The sequence below is a fragment of the Nocardia sp. NPDC050710 genome (assembly GCF_040654375.1).
Lineage (GTDB): Bacteria > Actinomycetota > Actinomycetes > Mycobacteriales > Mycobacteriaceae > Nocardia.
In genome coordinates, this window is record NZ_JBFAHV010000001.1 from 141,788 (window position 1) to 157,614 (window position 15,827).

12 protein-coding genes are annotated in these 15,827 nt (G+C 66.4%); 5 read left to right on the forward strand and 7 right to left on the reverse strand.

The features are described from left to right. Positions 1-21: 21 nt before the first annotated feature. Together hydA and AB0H61_RS00700 are read right to left on the reverse strand one after the other, a co-directional pair. Positions 22-1,500 carry a dihydropyrimidinase gene (gene hydA / locus AB0H61_RS00695; protein ID WP_357297522.1) on the reverse strand — a complete coding sequence of 493 codons (1,479 nt, stop codon included), beginning with the start codon at positions 1,498-1,500 and terminating at the stop codon, positions 22-24. Continuing rightward, positions 1,497-2,336 carry a nitrilase-related carbon-nitrogen hydrolase gene (locus AB0H61_RS00700; RefSeq protein ID WP_357297525.1) on the reverse strand — a complete coding sequence of 280 codons (840 nt, stop codon included), beginning with the start codon at positions 2,334-2,336 and terminating at the stop codon, positions 1,497-1,499. The genes hydA and AB0H61_RS00700 overlap by 4 nt, the downstream gene beginning before the upstream one ends. Positions 2,337-2,457: 121 nt before the next feature. Between AB0H61_RS00700 and AB0H61_RS00705 the strand changes: the two genes are divergently transcribed. The 4 genes from AB0H61_RS00705 to AB0H61_RS00720 all read left to right on the forward strand — a co-directional run bounded on the left by AB0H61_RS00705 (position 2,458) and on the right by AB0H61_RS00720 (position 7,888). After that, positions 2,458-3,909 carry an aminotransferase class I/II-fold pyridoxal phosphate-dependent enzyme gene (locus tag AB0H61_RS00705; protein ID WP_357297528.1) on the forward strand — a complete coding sequence of 484 codons (1,452 nt, stop codon included), beginning with the start codon at positions 2,458-2,460 and terminating at the stop codon, positions 3,907-3,909. Between the two features lie 310 nt (positions 3,910-4,219). Continuing rightward, positions 4,220-5,839 (forward strand): FAD-dependent monooxygenase, encoded by a 1,620-nt coding sequence (locus AB0H61_RS00710; RefSeq protein WP_357297530.1) that lies wholly within the window; start codon positions 4,220-4,222, stop codon positions 5,837-5,839. 351 nt (positions 5,840-6,190) lie between these two features. After that, positions 6,191-6,925, forward strand: coding sequence for a peptidylprolyl isomerase (locus tag AB0H61_RS00715; protein WP_357297533.1), 735 nt, complete (start codon positions 6,191-6,193; stop codon positions 6,923-6,925). 225 nt (positions 6,926-7,150) lie between these two features. Beyond that, positions 7,151-7,888, forward strand: a complete 738-nt coding sequence (locus tag AB0H61_RS00720) for a serine/threonine protein phosphatase (RefSeq protein WP_357297536.1) — start codon at positions 7,151-7,153, stop codon at positions 7,886-7,888. 98 nt (positions 7,889-7,986) lie between these two features. On the opposite strand, the gene AB0H61_RS00725 is transcribed toward AB0H61_RS00720, so the two are convergent. Then, positions 7,987-8,148, reverse strand: a complete 162-nt coding sequence (locus tag AB0H61_RS00725; RefSeq protein ID WP_357297538.1) for a hypothetical protein — start codon at positions 8,146-8,148, stop codon at positions 7,987-7,989. A gap of 613 nt (positions 8,149-8,761) precedes the next feature. On the opposite strand from AB0H61_RS00725, the gene AB0H61_RS00730 reads away from it, so the two are divergent. Beyond that, positions 8,762-10,168, forward strand: a complete 1,407-nt coding sequence (locus AB0H61_RS00730; RefSeq protein WP_357297540.1) for a hypothetical protein — start codon at positions 8,762-8,764, stop codon at positions 10,166-10,168. A 94-nt stretch (positions 10,169-10,262) separates the two neighbouring features. Here the strand turns inward: AB0H61_RS00730 and AB0H61_RS00735 are convergent, their stop codons facing one another. The 4 genes from AB0H61_RS00735 to arc all read right to left on the reverse strand — a co-directional run bounded on the left by AB0H61_RS00735 (position 10,263) and on the right by arc (position 15,665). After that, positions 10,263-11,150, reverse strand: coding sequence for a bile acid:sodium symporter family protein (locus AB0H61_RS00735; protein WP_357297541.1), 888 nt, complete (start codon positions 11,148-11,150; stop codon positions 10,263-10,265). 173 nt (positions 11,151-11,323) lie between these two features. Further along, on the reverse strand, positions 11,324-12,844 hold the full coding sequence (locus AB0H61_RS00740; RefSeq protein ID WP_357297543.1) for a glycosyltransferase family 39 protein: 1,521 nt from the start codon (positions 12,842-12,844) through the stop codon (positions 11,324-11,326). Then, complete coding sequence (locus tag AB0H61_RS00745; protein ID WP_357297545.1) at positions 12,841-13,476, reverse strand: TetR/AcrR family transcriptional regulator; 636 nt, start codon at positions 13,474-13,476, stop codon at positions 12,841-12,843. The genes AB0H61_RS00740 and AB0H61_RS00745 overlap by 4 nt, the downstream gene beginning before the upstream one ends. Before the next feature lie 428 nt (positions 13,477-13,904). Beyond that, a complete protein-coding gene (gene arc, locus AB0H61_RS00750) occupies positions 13,905-15,665 on the reverse strand; it encodes a proteasome ATPase (protein WP_357297547.1) in 1,761 nt (586 codons plus the stop codon). Positions 15,666-15,827: the final 162 nt, after the last annotated feature.

Here is a 15,827-nt window from a genome sequence, read left to right on the forward strand (position 1 = left end):
TCCCTTCGATCAGTGACGACGTCAGATCAGGTTCTGCGACAGTGCGCGTTTGATGAACCGACCGTGGCCGGTGCGGCCCAGGTACTGTCCGTCGTCGATGATCACGAGGCCACGGGAGAGCACGGTGTCGACGTGACCGTCGATCTCGAAACCCTCCCAGGCCGAGTGGTCCATATTCATGTGATGGGTCTTGCCGTAGCCGATGCTGGTGTGCCCGTTGGGGTCGTAGATGACGATGTCCGCATCGGCGCCCGGGCTGATCACGCCCTTACGCGGGTACATACCGAACATCCGGGCCGGGGTGGTGCAGCAGACCTCGACCCAGCGCTCCAGCGAGATCAGGCCGTTGCGCACACCTTGGAACATCAGATCCATCCGGTGTTCGACGCCGCCGATACCGTTGGGAATCTTGCTGAAGTCGTCGATTCCCAGCTCCTTCTGATCCTTCATGCAGAAGGGACAGTGATCGGTGCTGACGGCGCTGACATCGCCGGTGCGCAGATAGCGCCACAGCTCGTCCTGGTGCCCCTCGGCCCGGGACCGCAGCGGCGTCGAGCACACCCACTTGGCGCCGTCGAAACCCGGTGCGCCCAAATGTTCTTCGAGCGACAGGTACAGATACTGCGGGCAGGTTTCGCCGAAGACGTTCTGGCCGTTGCCCCGCGCGGTGGCGATCTGCTCCAGCGCCTGTTTGGCCGAGACGTGCACCACGTACAGCGGCGCACCGGTCAACTGCGCCAACATGATCGCGCGGTGGGTGGCCTCCTCCTCCATCTGCCATGGCCGGGTGACGCCGTGGAAGTACGGGGCCGTGTCACCGCGGGCGATGGCCTGCTCGACGAGCACATCGATGGCAATGCCGTTCTCCGCGTGCATCATCAGCAGCGCACCCAGGTCACCGGCGGATTGCATAGCGCGCAGGATCTGGCCGTCGGTGGAGTAGAAGACGCCCGGGTAGGCCATGAACAGCTTGAAACTGGTGACGCCTTCGGCCACCAGTTCACTCATACCCTTGAGCGATTCGTCGTTGACATCGCCGATGATCTGGTGAAATCCGTAATCGACGGCGCACTGCCCGGCGGCCTTCTGGTGCCAGAGGCCCAGCGAGTCCTGGACCCGCTCCCCCGGCTTCTGCACCGCGAAATCCACGATCGTGGTGGTGCCGCCCCAGGCGGCCGCGCGGGTGCCCGTCTCGAAAGTGTCCGACGCTTCGGTACCACCGAAGGGCAGCTGCATATGCGTATGTCCGTCCACCCCACCGGGAATCACATATTTGCCGGTGGCGTCGATGACGGTGTCAGCGGATTGGGCGAGATCGGCGCCGAGCGCGACCGAACCCGGTTGCAGGACGGCGACAATGGTTTCGCCGTCGATCAGTACGTCGAGCAGTTGCGAGCCGGTGGCCGAGACCACCGTGCCGCCGTGGATGAAGGTGATGGGCCCACCCGTCGCCCGACGGCCGCCCCCCACCGAATCGCCCTGCGATGCTGTGTTGTTCATGGCGCCACCATCGGTCCGTAGGCGTCGGGGCGGCGGTCACGATAGAAGGCCCATCGGTCGCGCACCACCTTGATCAGGTCCATATCGAGGTCGCGAACCACCAATTCCGGATCGGCGTCGGAGGCGACATCGCCCACGAACTTGCCCTCCGGGTCGACGAAGTAGCTGGTGCCGTAGAAGTCGTCCTCGCCGAACTCGGACTCGATCCCGACCCGGTTGATGGCCCCGATGTAGTACTCGTTGGCGACCGCGGAGGCGGGCTGTTCGAGCTTCCACAGGTAGCCGGACAGACCGCGCGAGGTGGCCGAGGGATTGAAGACGATCTCGGCGCCCGCCAGACCCAGCGCCCGCCAGCCCTCCGGGAAGTGCCGGTCGTAGCAGATATAGACGCCGACCCTGCCGACCGCGGTGTCGAAGACCGGCCAGCCGAGGTTGCCGGGCCGGAAGTAGAACTTCTCCCAGAAGCCGTTCACATGCGGGATGTGGTGCTTGCGGTACTTTCCGAGGTAGCTGCCGTCGGCGTCGATCACCGCCGCGGTGTTGTACAGCAGTCCCGGCTGCTCCTGCTCGTAGACCGGCAGAATCATCACCATGCCGAGTTCCTTTGCCAGCGCGGCGAATCGCTCCGTCGTCGGCCCCGGCACCGATTCCGCGTAGTCGTAGAACTTCGCGTCCTGCAACTGGCAGAAGTACGGCCCGTAGAACAACTCCTGGAAGCAAATCACCTTCGCTCCCTGCGCGGCGGCCTGCCGCGCGTAGTCCTCGTGCGCCTTGATCATCGACTCTTTGTCGCCGGTCCAGTTCGTCTGGACGAGCGCGGCTCGAACGGTTGCCATGATTGTTATCGTGCACCCTGAACCACGTCCAATGTGTTACATCTGCGCGGAAACAGTTTCTTGGCCGTAAAACCTGGGGGCGACGATGGTTGCCGCCCCCGGGCCGTCGCAGAATTACGGGGTGACCATCGAACGGGCCAGTACCGCGCACGCACCCGCCGAGCGGGTGCCGCGGGCCGCGTCCGTGCCGCCGCCCATGTCGCTGGCCGAATTCGCCGCGCATCTCGACGACCGCACCCCGGCAGGTATCGCCGCCGCCATCAGTCGCCGAATCCGTTCCGGCGCTTGGGAACCCGGGTCACGACTACCCACGGTGCGCGAGGTGGCTCGGGAACTGCGCGTCTCACCGGCCACCGTGAACCAGGCCTGGCGGGCGCTCGCCGCGACCGGCGCCATCGTGGCTCGCGGCCGTGCCGGAACCTTCGTCGGCGAGCTCTCGGCGTCCCGACCGGCCGCGGGGCGCTACCAGCGGCTGCACCCGCCCTCGGATAGCGCCTTCCGGGTCGATCTGTCCCGCGGCACCCCCGATCCCGCCCTGCTCCCCGATCTGACGGCCGCCTTGCGGACCATCACCGCCGCCGACGCCGGCGATCTCGCCGCCGATTACCTCGGCGAGGCGATGCTGCCCGAACTGGCCGGCAAGGTACGCGCCGATTGGCCGTTCCGCGCCGAACGCCTCGCCGTGCTCGACGGCGCCCTCGATGCCGTCGACCGGCTGCTCACCACCCACATCCGCCTCGGTGACGCGGTCGCCGTCGAAGATCCCTGTTTCCCACCGTTTCTCGATCTACTCGCCCGCATCGGCGCCCGCCCGGTTCCGGTCCATCTCGATGAATCCGGCATCCTTCCCCACGAATTGGCGCACGCTGTCACCGATTCCGGCGTCACCGCCCTCATCCTGCAACCCCGCGCCCAGAACCCCACCGGTGTGTCACTGACCGCACGTCGCATCCGCGAACTCACCGACATCCTCCGCGACACCGACGTCCTCATCCTCGAAGACGACCATTCCGCCGGAATCGCCACCGCCCCACCGCGTTCCCTCGGCGCCCGGCTTCCGCGCCGCACCGTCCACGTCCGCTCCTATTCCAAATCGCACGGGGCGGACCTGCGCGTGGCCGTGGCGGGCGGTCCCGCCGACCTCCTCGACCCCGTCGTCGAACGCCGCATGCTGGGCGCGGGCTGGACCAGCCGCCTGCTCCAGCGCGTCCTGCTGACCATGCTCGACGACCCTTCCGCGGCCCATACCGTCACCGCCGCCCGCGCCGAATACCGAAGACGATCGGCCGAGCTGCGCCGCGCACTCGCCACCCGTGGTATCCCCATCGCCCGCGCCGACGGCATCAATCTCTGGCTCCCGGTGACCGACGAAAACGCCGCCATGATCTCCCTGGCCGCCGCGGGCATCAAAGCCGCCCCCGGCGGCCCCTTCGAGGTAGCCGACAACCCTCCTTCCGATCATCTCCGCCTCACCATCTCCGCCGTCGCCGACTCCGACCTCGACTGGCTGGCAACCGAACTCGCCGCCGCCACCACGGCCACCCCCACCTACCGCCGCATTCGCCGCCTCTGATCGCTTCCAGCGCCTGTCGGTTCTCCCTGGCGGCCGGATTCGCGAGCGTTCACACGATCGCCAGGAGTTCGCCAAGCCCTCGGCCACCGCGAGCAGCAACTCGGCCGGGCCCCCGACCAGCGGGCTAGCTGTACCTGCCTTGTCGAGGATGCCGCCTCGCGGCAATATCACCGCACGAGTTCACCACCCCGTTGGGAGCTGACTGCAAGGTTCCGAGTGCGGTACCGATGACATCCACCTATTTGCCGACCTGTAGCGGAGGTAGGCTCGCCGAATCACTGTGTGAACACTCTCGCCGAGGCGGTATCGCATGGTCGACACAGACGTACTCATCGCGGGCGCCGGTCCGGTCGGACTGACCGCGGCGGTCGAGCTGGCTCGACGCGGTGTGCGGTGCCGGATCGTCGACGCGCTGGCGGAGCCGCCGCAGTACGCGAAGGCTGTGGGAATCCAACCTCGGACGCTGGAAGTATTCGAGGGTATGGGCGTGCTTCGCGAGGTGCTCGACGCCGCGATACAGATGCGCGGTCAGATCGTGTACGTCAATGGCGCCGAGGTGGCCAGGACGGAACTGACGGTGCCCGCCGACGTGCCCTACGGATTCCTCGGGCTCCCCCAGTACGAGACCGAGCGCATTCTGCGACAGCGCCTGACCTCGACAGGCACCCGGATCGAGCGCGGTACGAAACTCACCACCTTCGCGCAGGACGACGCCGGGGTGACCGCCGTGCTCAACGACGCCGACGGTGAACACAATGTCCGCGCGCAGTATCTGGTGGGCTGCGACGGGGCACACAGCGTCGTCCGCAAGACACTCGGCCTCACCTACGAGGGCGCGGCGTTCGCCGAACAGTACATGCTCGGCGACGTCCGCCTCGATTGGTCGCTGCCACGCGGCTACAGCATCCGATCGATGCACCGAACTGATGGCGCGACCGACGACCTGCTGGTCTGTATACCGCTACCGGGGCACCACCGATATCGGGTGTCGATGCTGGTTCCCGAGGAACTCGCGCTCGCGGGAACAACCAGCGCGGATAAGGTCGAGCACGGTTTCGAGGGTGACCGCAAGCCGGAGCTGCGGCATATCCAGGCGGTGCTCGACCGCTTGGCGCCCGAACCCGTCAACGCCTCGGACCTGCGCTGGTCGTCGGTGTTCAGGATCAGCCACCGGATCGTCGACTCCTATTGCCGTGGCCGGGTCTTCGTCGCCGGAGATGCCGCGCATATTCATCCGCCCACGGGTGCGCAAGGGATGAACACCGGTATCCAGGACGCGCATAATCTCGCGTGGAAACTCGCGCTGGCGATCAGCGGTGACGCCGCGCCCGGACTGACCGCGAGCTATGACGCCGAACGGCGGCCGGTCGGCGAAGAGGTGGTCGGACGAACCGTGCGTAGCGCCAGGGAAGGCATCGGCGCCGGGGAGTCGGATCCGGACTTCGTTCTCCGGCGCGAGGCCCAGCTGCTGATCGACTACGGCGCCAGCCCCATCGTCGCGAACTCCGCTGAGAGCTCGCCGGGCCCACGGGCCGGTACCCGTGCGCCGGATGCGGCCGGATTGACGCGCGATGCGGTCACCTTTCCGACCCACCTGTTCTCGATACTCGGCCGAACGAATCACACGACGCTCCTCTACGCCGACGACAACACCGGCGCCGATACCGTCGCGTCGCTGGAAAGCCTCGCCGAGGCCGCGCGCCGCGGGGCGCACGGACAGATGGACGTCTACCTCGTGGCATCGCCCGCGGCCGCGGTGGACCCGACGATTCTGCCGGTGATCCGCGACCGCGATACCGCCTTCGCCCGCGCGTATCGCGCCACGGGCGGATCCGTGTATGTCCTCCGGCCCGACGGATACCTTGGCTACACCCGTCACGCGGCCTCGCCGGGCGACCTGTCGAAGTACCTGAGCGCCACCTTCCGATGACGTCGCACCCCGACGCGGTAGCGCACCACACTCGCGGCATTCGGCGCTGACCTGCGACATTCCTCGCCGACGCGGAACCCGAGCGCGCCGAAACCAACCGAGCCGCCACCCGGCATTCGCACCGCAGACCCGGCGGCTGGGCGAGGACGCGCGCTGCCGGAGGATCGGCATGACGCCCTCGCGCCGATCACGACCCGACCGTTGGGGCGACGAGCGGCAGCCCGGGGCCGAGCCCGCCTGCGAACCCGTTCCGTACGAACCGGGAGGTTCCGCGACGAACGGGACGGGATTGATGGCAGGATGCGGGCGGGCACCGATCGGTGCCCGAACCCAACGAAGGAGATCCCCACTGTGAGCAGCGGAGCACGGGTGCAGGCCGTCGGCCGGAAGTATCGCGGGCAGCGCCGTCGTGCGGGCGTGTTGCGACGGGTGCTACCGGGGCTGGGTGTACTGGTTGCCGGTGCGGCCCTGGCCGTATATGCCGCAGGCGGGGTTTCCGCGCAGACGTGGAGCGTGCGACAGAGTCCGGTGAGCTGCGCGACGCCCGCGGCGGGTCAGCCGAACGGAAAGCAGTGGCCGGCCGAACCCGGCCTCTCGATCGATCAAGCCGCCGGTTACACAGCCACGCTCGACACCAACTGCGGCACCATCACGGTGGCACTCGACGCGGCCCGGGCGCCGCGGACGGTGAACTCCTTCGTCTTCCTCGCGGCCGAGCAGTACTTCGACCACACCCGATGCCATCGCCTCACCACGCAGGGCATCTACGTCCTGCAGTGCGGTGATCCGACCGCGGCCGGGACCGGCGGCCCCGGCTACCGCTTCCCCGATGAGAACCTCCCCGGCGCGACATATCCCGCGGGCACCCTGGCCATGGCCAATGCCGGTCCCAATACCAACGGCAGCCAGTTCTTCCTGGTCTACCAGGACACCCAACTGCCGCCGAACTACACGCCGTTCGGCCGGGTCGTCGACGGACTGAATATCCTCACCGGCATCGCCGCGGCGGGTGTACGCGACGGATCCGGAGACGGCGCGCCGAGTAACGACGTCGTCCTCAACGCGGTGACCACCGCTCGCAACTGATCTACGGACCGCCGGGCGGCGGCGTCTGCCGCCGCCCGGCTGTGCTCCGGCGCCCTCCGTCGAACACGGCGCCGGTTCTCTGCCCGAGGCTCTTGAACAGCCGTCAAGAGCCGAGTTCTCAGCAAGCCCTCAGCCAACTCTGGCACGGCGCACGGCTTGATACGGTCAACTAGTAGTGGGCCGGTTGACACCGCCGGCAGCGTTTGATCCCAGGAGGTCACGCCCTTGAGCATCGCCATGAAAACCACCGCCCGTCGTGAGCTCGTTCGACTCACCGATGTCGCCGGTGATTCGGTGAGTAAGCGCGGGCTGCGCGCGATCAATGCCGATGCGACGGCCTCCCACACCGACTACCGGACGGGACGCACCGCATTCGTGGTGGCCGATGGGGTCGGCGACCATTTGCTCGCGGCCCGGGCGGCGCGCACCGCGGCGGCCATCGCCGCCCGGGTGGGTGCGCACAGCGGCGCTGCTGCGGGAATACTTGCCGCACAACAAGAATTACTACGCCAGTTCCCGGAACCCAAGGCCGACAGCGCACTTGTCATCGCGGTACTGCCGACGACCGAATGCGCCAATGGCCCCGGTGACATCGCCTGGGTGGGCGATTGCCGCGCCTACCGCTGGAACGGCCGGACACTGCACCAGATCACCACCGATCACACCCTCGCCGAATATCTGCGACTGCGTGGCCTGGAGCCCGAGCCGCGCACCGACCACATCATCACCACCACGGTGCGCACCGTGCGCCCGGAGCAGATCGGTCGCGCCAACACCGGCTCGAGTAATGGGCGGATGCTGCTCAGCACCGACGGCGTCCACAAGCTCGTCGACATCGTCGCCGTCAAAGACCTACTGGCCGCGGACAAGTCGCCGAGAGATACCGCCGACGCCCTGGCCGACCTGGCCCTGCGCACCGGCAGCCGGGACAACACCACCGCCTTCGTGATCGACCGCCGCTAGTACACGGCTCGACCCATCCCCATGGCTCGGCGGCGGACGGCATTGTCGCTGGGTCAATTCGATACGGTGAAAGCCGATCTCGTCCAGCGCCCACCGGGTCAGAGCGGCGATCGCGCGCGGTGCGACAGCCCGGCCGCGAGCCGGGGCACGGTCCAGTACGCCGCCCCGGCCCGTCCCGCGGGCAACGCGATATCCTTCAGGCTTACGCGCCCGGCGAGTTCACCGCTGCCCGCCTCGACCACCGCCCAATTGGCATGCACGCCAAGGCTCCACGCCCACGCCCACTCTTCGATCCACCCGGCGAACCTCCCCGACATCGGCGGCAGTGCGCACATGCCACCGCTGAATAGCCGGATCCTGAAACGCCGCGAAGACGGCGGGCGCGTCGTGCGGCGACCATGGACGCAGCACCAATTCACCGTCGACCGCAATCGTGGGTTGAGCTCTGCCCGTGAAGTATTCGGCGGCAATGAGATCCGGCGTAGTCATCGGCATGCTCCGATTCTCCCCACCGCTTCGGCCGCACACCGTGACTCGGGCAGAACATGATCGGCAGAATCATCGAACGTTGCCCGGACAGCCATTGCTCTCGGCGCGCGACGGGTCGACCATGGGAGGGTGTCGCACCGTGGACGGGTCCCTCTTCATCCATCGCAGTCCCGGCCGACCCGCATCGGGGCCGGTGCCCCTGCCACGTTGCACCCCGTGCTGGCCCTGCAACGAAACGCCGGCAATCGCGCGGTGAGTGCGATGCTCACGGTTCAGCGCGATACACCGAGCGCCGTAGTCGGCACTGCGGCCCTACCCGCCGCACCGACACCCGCCGAACGAACTTCGGGGGACCGGGGTGGCGGTCCAGAGGTGCACGATGGCTTGAATACCTTGTCCACGACCACGGTCGGTCACGCCGTCGATGCCGTGACGAGTCGGTTGAACAGGGCCAATCGCGGTGATCGGAGTTGGCGCGGCGCGGTCGCGCACGCCGACCGCGACACCTCGCTGCTCAGTCTGACGCGCGATATCTGGTACGTCGCCCATGGCCTGTATGTGCTGGACCGTTCCGGTCACATCGCCTCCGATGACTTCGATCACCAGGTATCGGCGGTCACGGTTGCACCCGGCACTTATTTCTTCGGAACATTCACGATTCAGGGTGGCGCGTCGACCTCATCGACCAATCTTCTTCTCTACCTCGCCAATAGCGGTACTCACGTGGCCACCGGCGATATCGGTGTCCGGTCCGTGCTGGCCGACGAGATCCCCTTGCTGACCGATGCCAACGCCGCTCTCGATGACCGGCACGGCGTCGCGGCGATCGTGTCACCCGCGATGATCCGTCGCGGCCCTCGCGGGCACCGCGACGACAATCTGCGCAGGATCACGGACCTGGTTCCTCGGCACGCCGAATGGCAGGTGCGCGCGAACATCACGGCATTCCTCGCCGATCCGACCGAGGCTGCGATCAACTTCGTCGTCAATGAGGTGGCAGGGCGCGCGGCGGCCCTCGTCGCGGGCGGACCCCTCACGATGGCCTATTTCCTGGCGCGGGAAGGTACGCAGACAGTGGAGAGCGTGATCATCGGATCACGTGCACGGGCGACAGCCGACGAGATCGATATCGCCGCGCAGGCCGTGGCACGACAGCTCGTCGCCCTGGTGTGCCGCGAAATCATCGGTCGTGGCATGGCCCGCGCGGGCACGTTGCTCCGCGGTGGGCGAGGACCGCATGTGGGTGCCGCCGGACCGCGTCGGCAACCGCGCAATCTCGCATACAACCCACGCGGTGCGTTCGCACAGCAGTGCGTCGCGATTACCGCCGCCGTAGTCAACAATGTGGGACGTCGCGGTTTCGGGGAGGGTCCCGGCGATATCGAGGCGGCCCATGGTTCGACCCGCCCGGTCCGATCCGGGCGTGGCTCCAATCCGCTCGTCGCGACAGCGGGCCGGGCGATGGATTACATCACCCGCGCCACCGGGCGACTCAACACGGTGTCGTCCTTGGCGGAAATGAACGCGCGACCCGGCGAGTACATCGTGTTCCTCAACGACAACCACGTCTACTACACACGCGTGCGAACCGATGGCTGGTGCACCATTGTCGACGCCCAGATCGGCCGGGGCTGGGGTGGTCCGACCGCCTCCGCCGCATGGCGTCGGATGTTGGGACAAACCGAAGGCGGACCGGCGGCGCGCGGACGCATCGGGCCGCGACCGCACCCCGGAATCGCACCGAAACTCTCGGATAACCGCTTCCAGTTGTGGCGCCTGAACGATCCGTAACCGGCGGCCCGCCTCGCCACAAACCGAGCGGTGCGGCCCGGTCACATCCCCTCCGGGAGATTCGAGAGCCCCTCCCCGCGCGAACGGCGAACGGCTAGCCCGCCACGGGTACCGGTTCACGCCGATCCTGGCGAACATAGCGCGCCAGGAGGTAGGCGGCGATCGCGGCCGGAATATTCATGAGCACCCCGTATACCGCTCCCGGCACCGCCATCGCATCACTGTGCAGCACCGAGGCCGCGACGGCAATGGCGATCGCGCCGTTGTGGATTCCGATTTCCATGGCCGAGGCGATGGCCTGGTCGGCGTCGACGCGGAACAGGCGGGGGGCGAAATAGCCTACGGTCAGACTGATTACGGCGAACAGCAGGCAGATCGAGGCGAGCTTGCCGATATTCTCGGTGAGGGTGTCGAAGTTCTTGGCGACCGCCGCGGTGACCACCAGTGCCAGGACGACGATCGACAGAATCTTGACATTGCCGCGCATCCGGTCGGACCACGCGGTGTACCGGGCGTGCACCCACATCCCGATCGCGACGGGGATCAGCACGATGGCGAAGACCTGGGCGAACTTATCGGGACGTAATCCGATCGATTCCGAATCGTCGAGGAAGCGGCTGAACGCCAGCGCGACGACCACCGGCATGGTGAACACCGCCAGCACCGAATTGATCGCTGTCAGTGTGATATTCAACGCGACGTTGCCGCCAGCCAGGTGACTGAACAGGTTCGCCGACGGACCGCCGGGCGAGGCCGCGAGCAGCAACATGCCGACCGCGAGCGCACCTTCCAATCGGAACAGCAGGACGAGGCCGAAACACACCGCGGGCAGCAGCACCATCTGGCAGACCAGTGCGATCACCGCCGCCCTCGGATAACGCAGCACCCTGGCGAAATCGCCGACGGTCAGCGTCAATCCGAGTCCGAACATCACCAGGGCCAGCGCGATCGGCAGAAACACCGCGAAAATCGTTGAACCCATGCGGATCTCCTCTCAGCCGAGCCACACGCCCGACAACACACGACACCGAAGTGTCGAGGCTATCGCTTCGGCGTCGGCCGCCGCAGCCGCGCCTGGGAAGGCGATCCCCGCGCCGTACTCGATACGGCGATGGATTCGACCCGACTCGAGCCCGAGCGCCCGTCCGTGCCCGCTCAGTTCAACCGCAGCATCCCGGGCCATGCCCGTGACCACGCCGCCCGCGGATCATCGCACTGCCAGATCGTGACTCCCCGCGTAACGCCCGGATACCCGAGGCGAACATCGACCCGTTCGACCGGCACCACGCTGCCGAAATACGAACGAAGATCGGATTCCTCCCCACCGACCCACAGCGCAGTCGTCGCGGAATCGGGCGGGGTCCCGAAATATCCGAATCCGCGGTTGGGGCTGTACACGGCAGGCAGCCCGTACCGCTTCCCGGCTACATCGAGAGCGCTTGCCTGCCAATAGGAGTCGGTGATGATCACCGCACGCTCCCGTACGCCGGATGGAAGCCGCCGATAGGCGTCGGCGGTCGAGTCGCGCAGTTCGCCCCACCCGAATTTGCCGTACAGCGAGATCTTCAGCCCCGCCTGGGCCTGCGTCTCGACGGGTTCGCGGGACGACTCCGGCTGCCACGGCAGACTCGACGCCACCACCAGGGCCGAGATTGCGAGTAGCGGGATGGTGGCGATCCGCCTCCACCGCACCGTATCCCGGGTCCAATAGACCGCACCCGCCGCGATGAGCGCGCCGTAGATTCCGGCGGCGTAGTACGGCCTGCCGTTGGTCACCACGAAGGCGACCGTCAGCACCAGCGGCGCCACACCCAGAAAGCGATAGGGCCGCAAGGTCTCCGACCGGAACAGCCCCCAGATCCCGGAGATCAGCAGCACTCCGCCCGCAAGTCCCGCCGCCGCCAGTGCCAGCGGCAGCCAGGTGTACCGGCCGCCGATGTGATTCTGCTCCTCCGCGATGGTCGCGCCCATCTCCAACTGCGGCCAGCCGTGCGTAACCTGCCAGATCAGCATGGGCACGGTCGACACGACAACCGCCACCCCACCGCACCACAACACCGGGCGCCGCAACAACTCCCGCGGGCCGAAGATCAGTACGCCGGCCACTACCGCGATCCAGAAGAACGGGATCAGCCACTTCACCTGCATATCCAGCGCGGTGGCCAGTGCGGCCCAGAGCAGCAGGACATCCCGCCGGGTGCGCACCCACCGGATCACCAGCCAGCTGATCAGCACCCATAGTGCGGTATCGATGGTGTTGGTGGCCCATTGCGTTCCCTGCACCAGCAGGAATGGTGAGGTCGCGTAGGCGGCGGCGGTCAGCACCTGCGCGGTGCGCGACCCGCCCAGTTCACGAGCGATCAACGCGCTCAGCACAATCGCCGCCAGCGTGGCCAGTACCCCGGGTACCCGCAGGGCCACCAGCGAATCCCGCGCCAACAGATCCGTCAGCCGCGCGATGGCGGGCACCAGCGGTCCCTGATCGGCATAGCCGAAGGCGAGCCTGCGCCCGGCGGAAACGAAATACAGTTCGTCACCGAAGAATCCGTACCGTCCGATCGAGGCGAACAAGGCCACCGCCGCGAGCGCGACGATCACCCCGACTCCCGCGGTCGCGAGCGGCGGCTCGTCCCGGGTATCCACCTGCCGCACTTCGGCATTCAGCACGCCGGTCATTCCCGTTCCACCTTCCGCGTAGTCACTTCGAACAACCTGCACACATGCGCCGAGTAGGCGACCATGTCGAAGTCCGGTTCCCGGATGGCGCGCCCCGCAGCGCCGTCGATGGCATCGCGAATCGACTTGGCCATCGCCACCGGATCGAATTCGGGGGTGAACTCCCCCGCCGCCTGTCCGGCGGTGAGGATGTCGACCAGCGGCACGATGATGTCCCGTTCGCCGTCCGCGGACGCGAAGCGCGGCCTGCCGTCCGCATCCCGCAGATTCAGCACCACATCGGTGAGCGCGGCCACGTACTTCGTATTCGCGGCGATGAACCCCAGATTCGAGTCGATATAGGCGTGTAGTTGCTTGCGCGCCCCCCGCACCGACCCGACCCGCGGCGCGATGTACTCCCCGGCCGAGATGTACAGCTGGATGACCAGCTGCGTCATCAGCTCGTCCTTGCCCGCGAAGTGGTAGGAGATGACGCCCTTGGAGATGCCCGCATGCTGGGCGATCCGGGCCAGCGAGGCACTCCCGTACCCGGCCTCCGAGATCACCTCGACCGCCGCGGCGATGATCTGCCTGCGACGCGCCTCTTCGATGAATGACCTACGCTGGCCACCCGGACTATTTTCTGGCCGCATGGTCAGATTTCAGCACGAGCGGCCAGCACACTCCCCGGATATGACAAAGGGCCGCGTTTCCGGTGGAAACGCGGCCCTTCGGCTCGTCAGCGACGGATTACTGGGCGCTGCCCGACCCCAGCAGCTGCTGAATGAGCTTGAACAGCACGTCGGCAAAGAAATCCGATGCAGATCCGGACATGGGTTGCTCCTCATCTAGAAAACGACGCACCCTCGGACGGCACGTCGAGCAATGTGAAGCTTGCCTGATTCAGATCCCGCGGAACGGCGTTTTCATGACCGAATCCCGCTGAGCGGATCGCAAGGAAACTGGAACAGGTTCTAATCTGCGGTTATGTGACGGTCAGCCGTCCAGTGTTATACATCACAATGAATGGATACGACGAGGGCCGCGCCTTCGATGGAAGACGCGGCCCTCGAGGCACCACTTACAGGTACTGACCCGTATTCGACTCGGTGTCGATGGCGCGGCTGGCCGAGGCGTTCTTGCCGGTGACCAGCGTGCGGATGTACACGATCCGCTCACCCTTCTTACCCGAGATGCGAGCCCAGTCATCGGGATTCGTGGTGTTGGGCAGGTCCTCGTTCTCGGAGAACTCGTCCACGATCGAATCGTAGAGATGCTGGATGCGCAGACCCGGATTGCCGGTGTCGAGCACCGCCTTGATGGCGTACTTCTTGGAGCGGTCCACGATGTTCTGGATCATGGCGCCGGAGTTGAAGTCCTTGAAGTACAGGACTTCCTTGTCACCATTTGCGTACGTGACCTCCAGGAAGCGGTTGTCCTCGCTCTCGGCGTACATCCGGTCGACGACCCGCTCGATCATCGCGCGGATGCAGGCGCCCTTATCACCACCGAACTCGGTCAGATCGTCCGCGTGCAGCGGCAGCGTCTCGGTCAGGTACTTCGAGAAGATGTCCTGAGCCGACTCCGCGTCCGGCCGCTCGATCTTGATCTTCACGTCGAGACGTCCGGGCCGCAGGATCGCGGGGTCGATCATATCCTCGCGGTTGGAGGCGCCGATGACGATGACGTTCTCCAGACCCTCGACACCGTCGATCTCCGAAAGCAGCTGCGGCACAACGGTTGTCTCCACATCAGAGGAGACACCCGAACCGCGGGTGCGGAAGATCGAGTCCATCTCGTCGAAGAACACGATCACCGGAGTGCCCTCGGACGCCTTCTCGCGAGCCCGCTGGAAGATGATCCGAATGTGACGCTCGGTCTCGCCGACGAACTTGTTCAGCAGCTCGGGCCCCTTGATGTTCAGGAAGAACGACTTCGCTTCCTTGGCATCCTCACCGCGCGCCTCGGCGATCTTCTTGGCCAGGGAGTTGGCCACCGCCTTGGCGATCAATGTCTTACCGCAACCGGGCGGACCGTAGAGCAGCACGCCCTTGGGCGGGCGCAGCGCGTACTCGCGGAACAGATCCTTGTGCAGGAAGGGCAGTTCCACCGCGTCGCGGATCTGCTCGATCTGCCGGGACAGGCCACCGATGTCCTCGTAGTCGACGTCGGGCACTTCCTCGAGGACGAGGTCTTCGACCTCGGCCTTGGGGATGCGCTCGAAGGCGAAGCCCGCCTTGGAATCGACCAGCAGCGAATCACCCGGGCGCAGTTTGCGAATGGGCGAATCGGGATCGTCCAGATCATCGAATTCGGCGACCTTGGCCAGCGGCCCGGCGAGCCAGACCACCCGCTCCTCGTCGGCATGGCCGACGACCAGCGCGCGACGGCCGTCGTCGAGGATCTCGCGCAACGTGCCGATCTCGCCGACCGCGTCGTAGATACCGGCCTCGACCACCGTGAGCGCCTCGTTCAGACGGACGGTCTGGCCGTACTCCAACACCGCGGTGTCGATATTCGGCGAGCACGTCAAACGCATCTTGCGACCCGAAGTGAACACGTCGACCGTCTGATCGTCGTACACACCGATCAGAATGCCGTATCCACTCGGTGGCTGACCCAGCCGATCGACCTCCTCGCGCAGCGCCACCAGTTGCTGGCGCGCCTCCTTGAGGGTGTCCATCAGCTTCGTATTGCGAATGGTCAGCGAATCGATGCGGGCTTCCAATTCCCGTGCGCGATCCGGCGAATCGGCGAGTTGCCTTCGGAGTGCAGCCGCCTCGGCGCGTACCGCCTCGAGCTCTCTCCAGGCCGCCGAATCCGAATTCTCGATGGGGCTCATGTGCTGCTCCTCCCAGTCCCGGTCTATCAACGCTACCGGGCGTGAACGGTTCTCGCTTTCCGACATGGTTTCGTCGTGATCACATCTGCGCTGCGATCGGCGGCCGGATAACCATGTTAGCCTGCCCTAACCCGAACCAGGCGAGGCCCCTCGCCGATCGAG

Coding starts and splice junctions, on each gene's coding strand:
- AB0H61_RS00745 (WP_357297545.1), bottom strand. CDS start 13,476: ATGCGGCCAGAAAATAGTCCGGGTGGCCAGCGTAGGTCATTCATCGAA.
- hydA (WP_357297522.1), bottom strand. CDS start 1,500: ATGAACAACACAGCATCGCAGGGCGATTCGGTGGGGGGCGGCCGTCGG.
- AB0H61_RS00710 (WP_357297530.1), top strand. CDS start 4,220: ATGGTCGACACAGACGTACTCATCGCGGGCGCCGGTCCGGTCGGACTG.
- AB0H61_RS00735 (WP_357297541.1), bottom strand. CDS start 11,150: ATGGGTTCAACGATTTTCGCGGTGTTTCTGCCGATCGCGCTGGCCCTG.
- AB0H61_RS00700 (WP_357297525.1), bottom strand. CDS start 2,336: ATGGCAACCGTTCGAGCCGCGCTCGTCCAGACGAACTGGACCGGCGAC.
- arc (WP_357297547.1), bottom strand. CDS start 15,665: ATGAGCCCCATCGAGAATTCGGATTCGGCGGCCTGGAGAGAGCTCGAG.
- AB0H61_RS00740 (WP_357297543.1), bottom strand. CDS start 12,844: ATGACCGGCGTGCTGAATGCCGAAGTGCGGCAGGTGGATACCCGGGAC.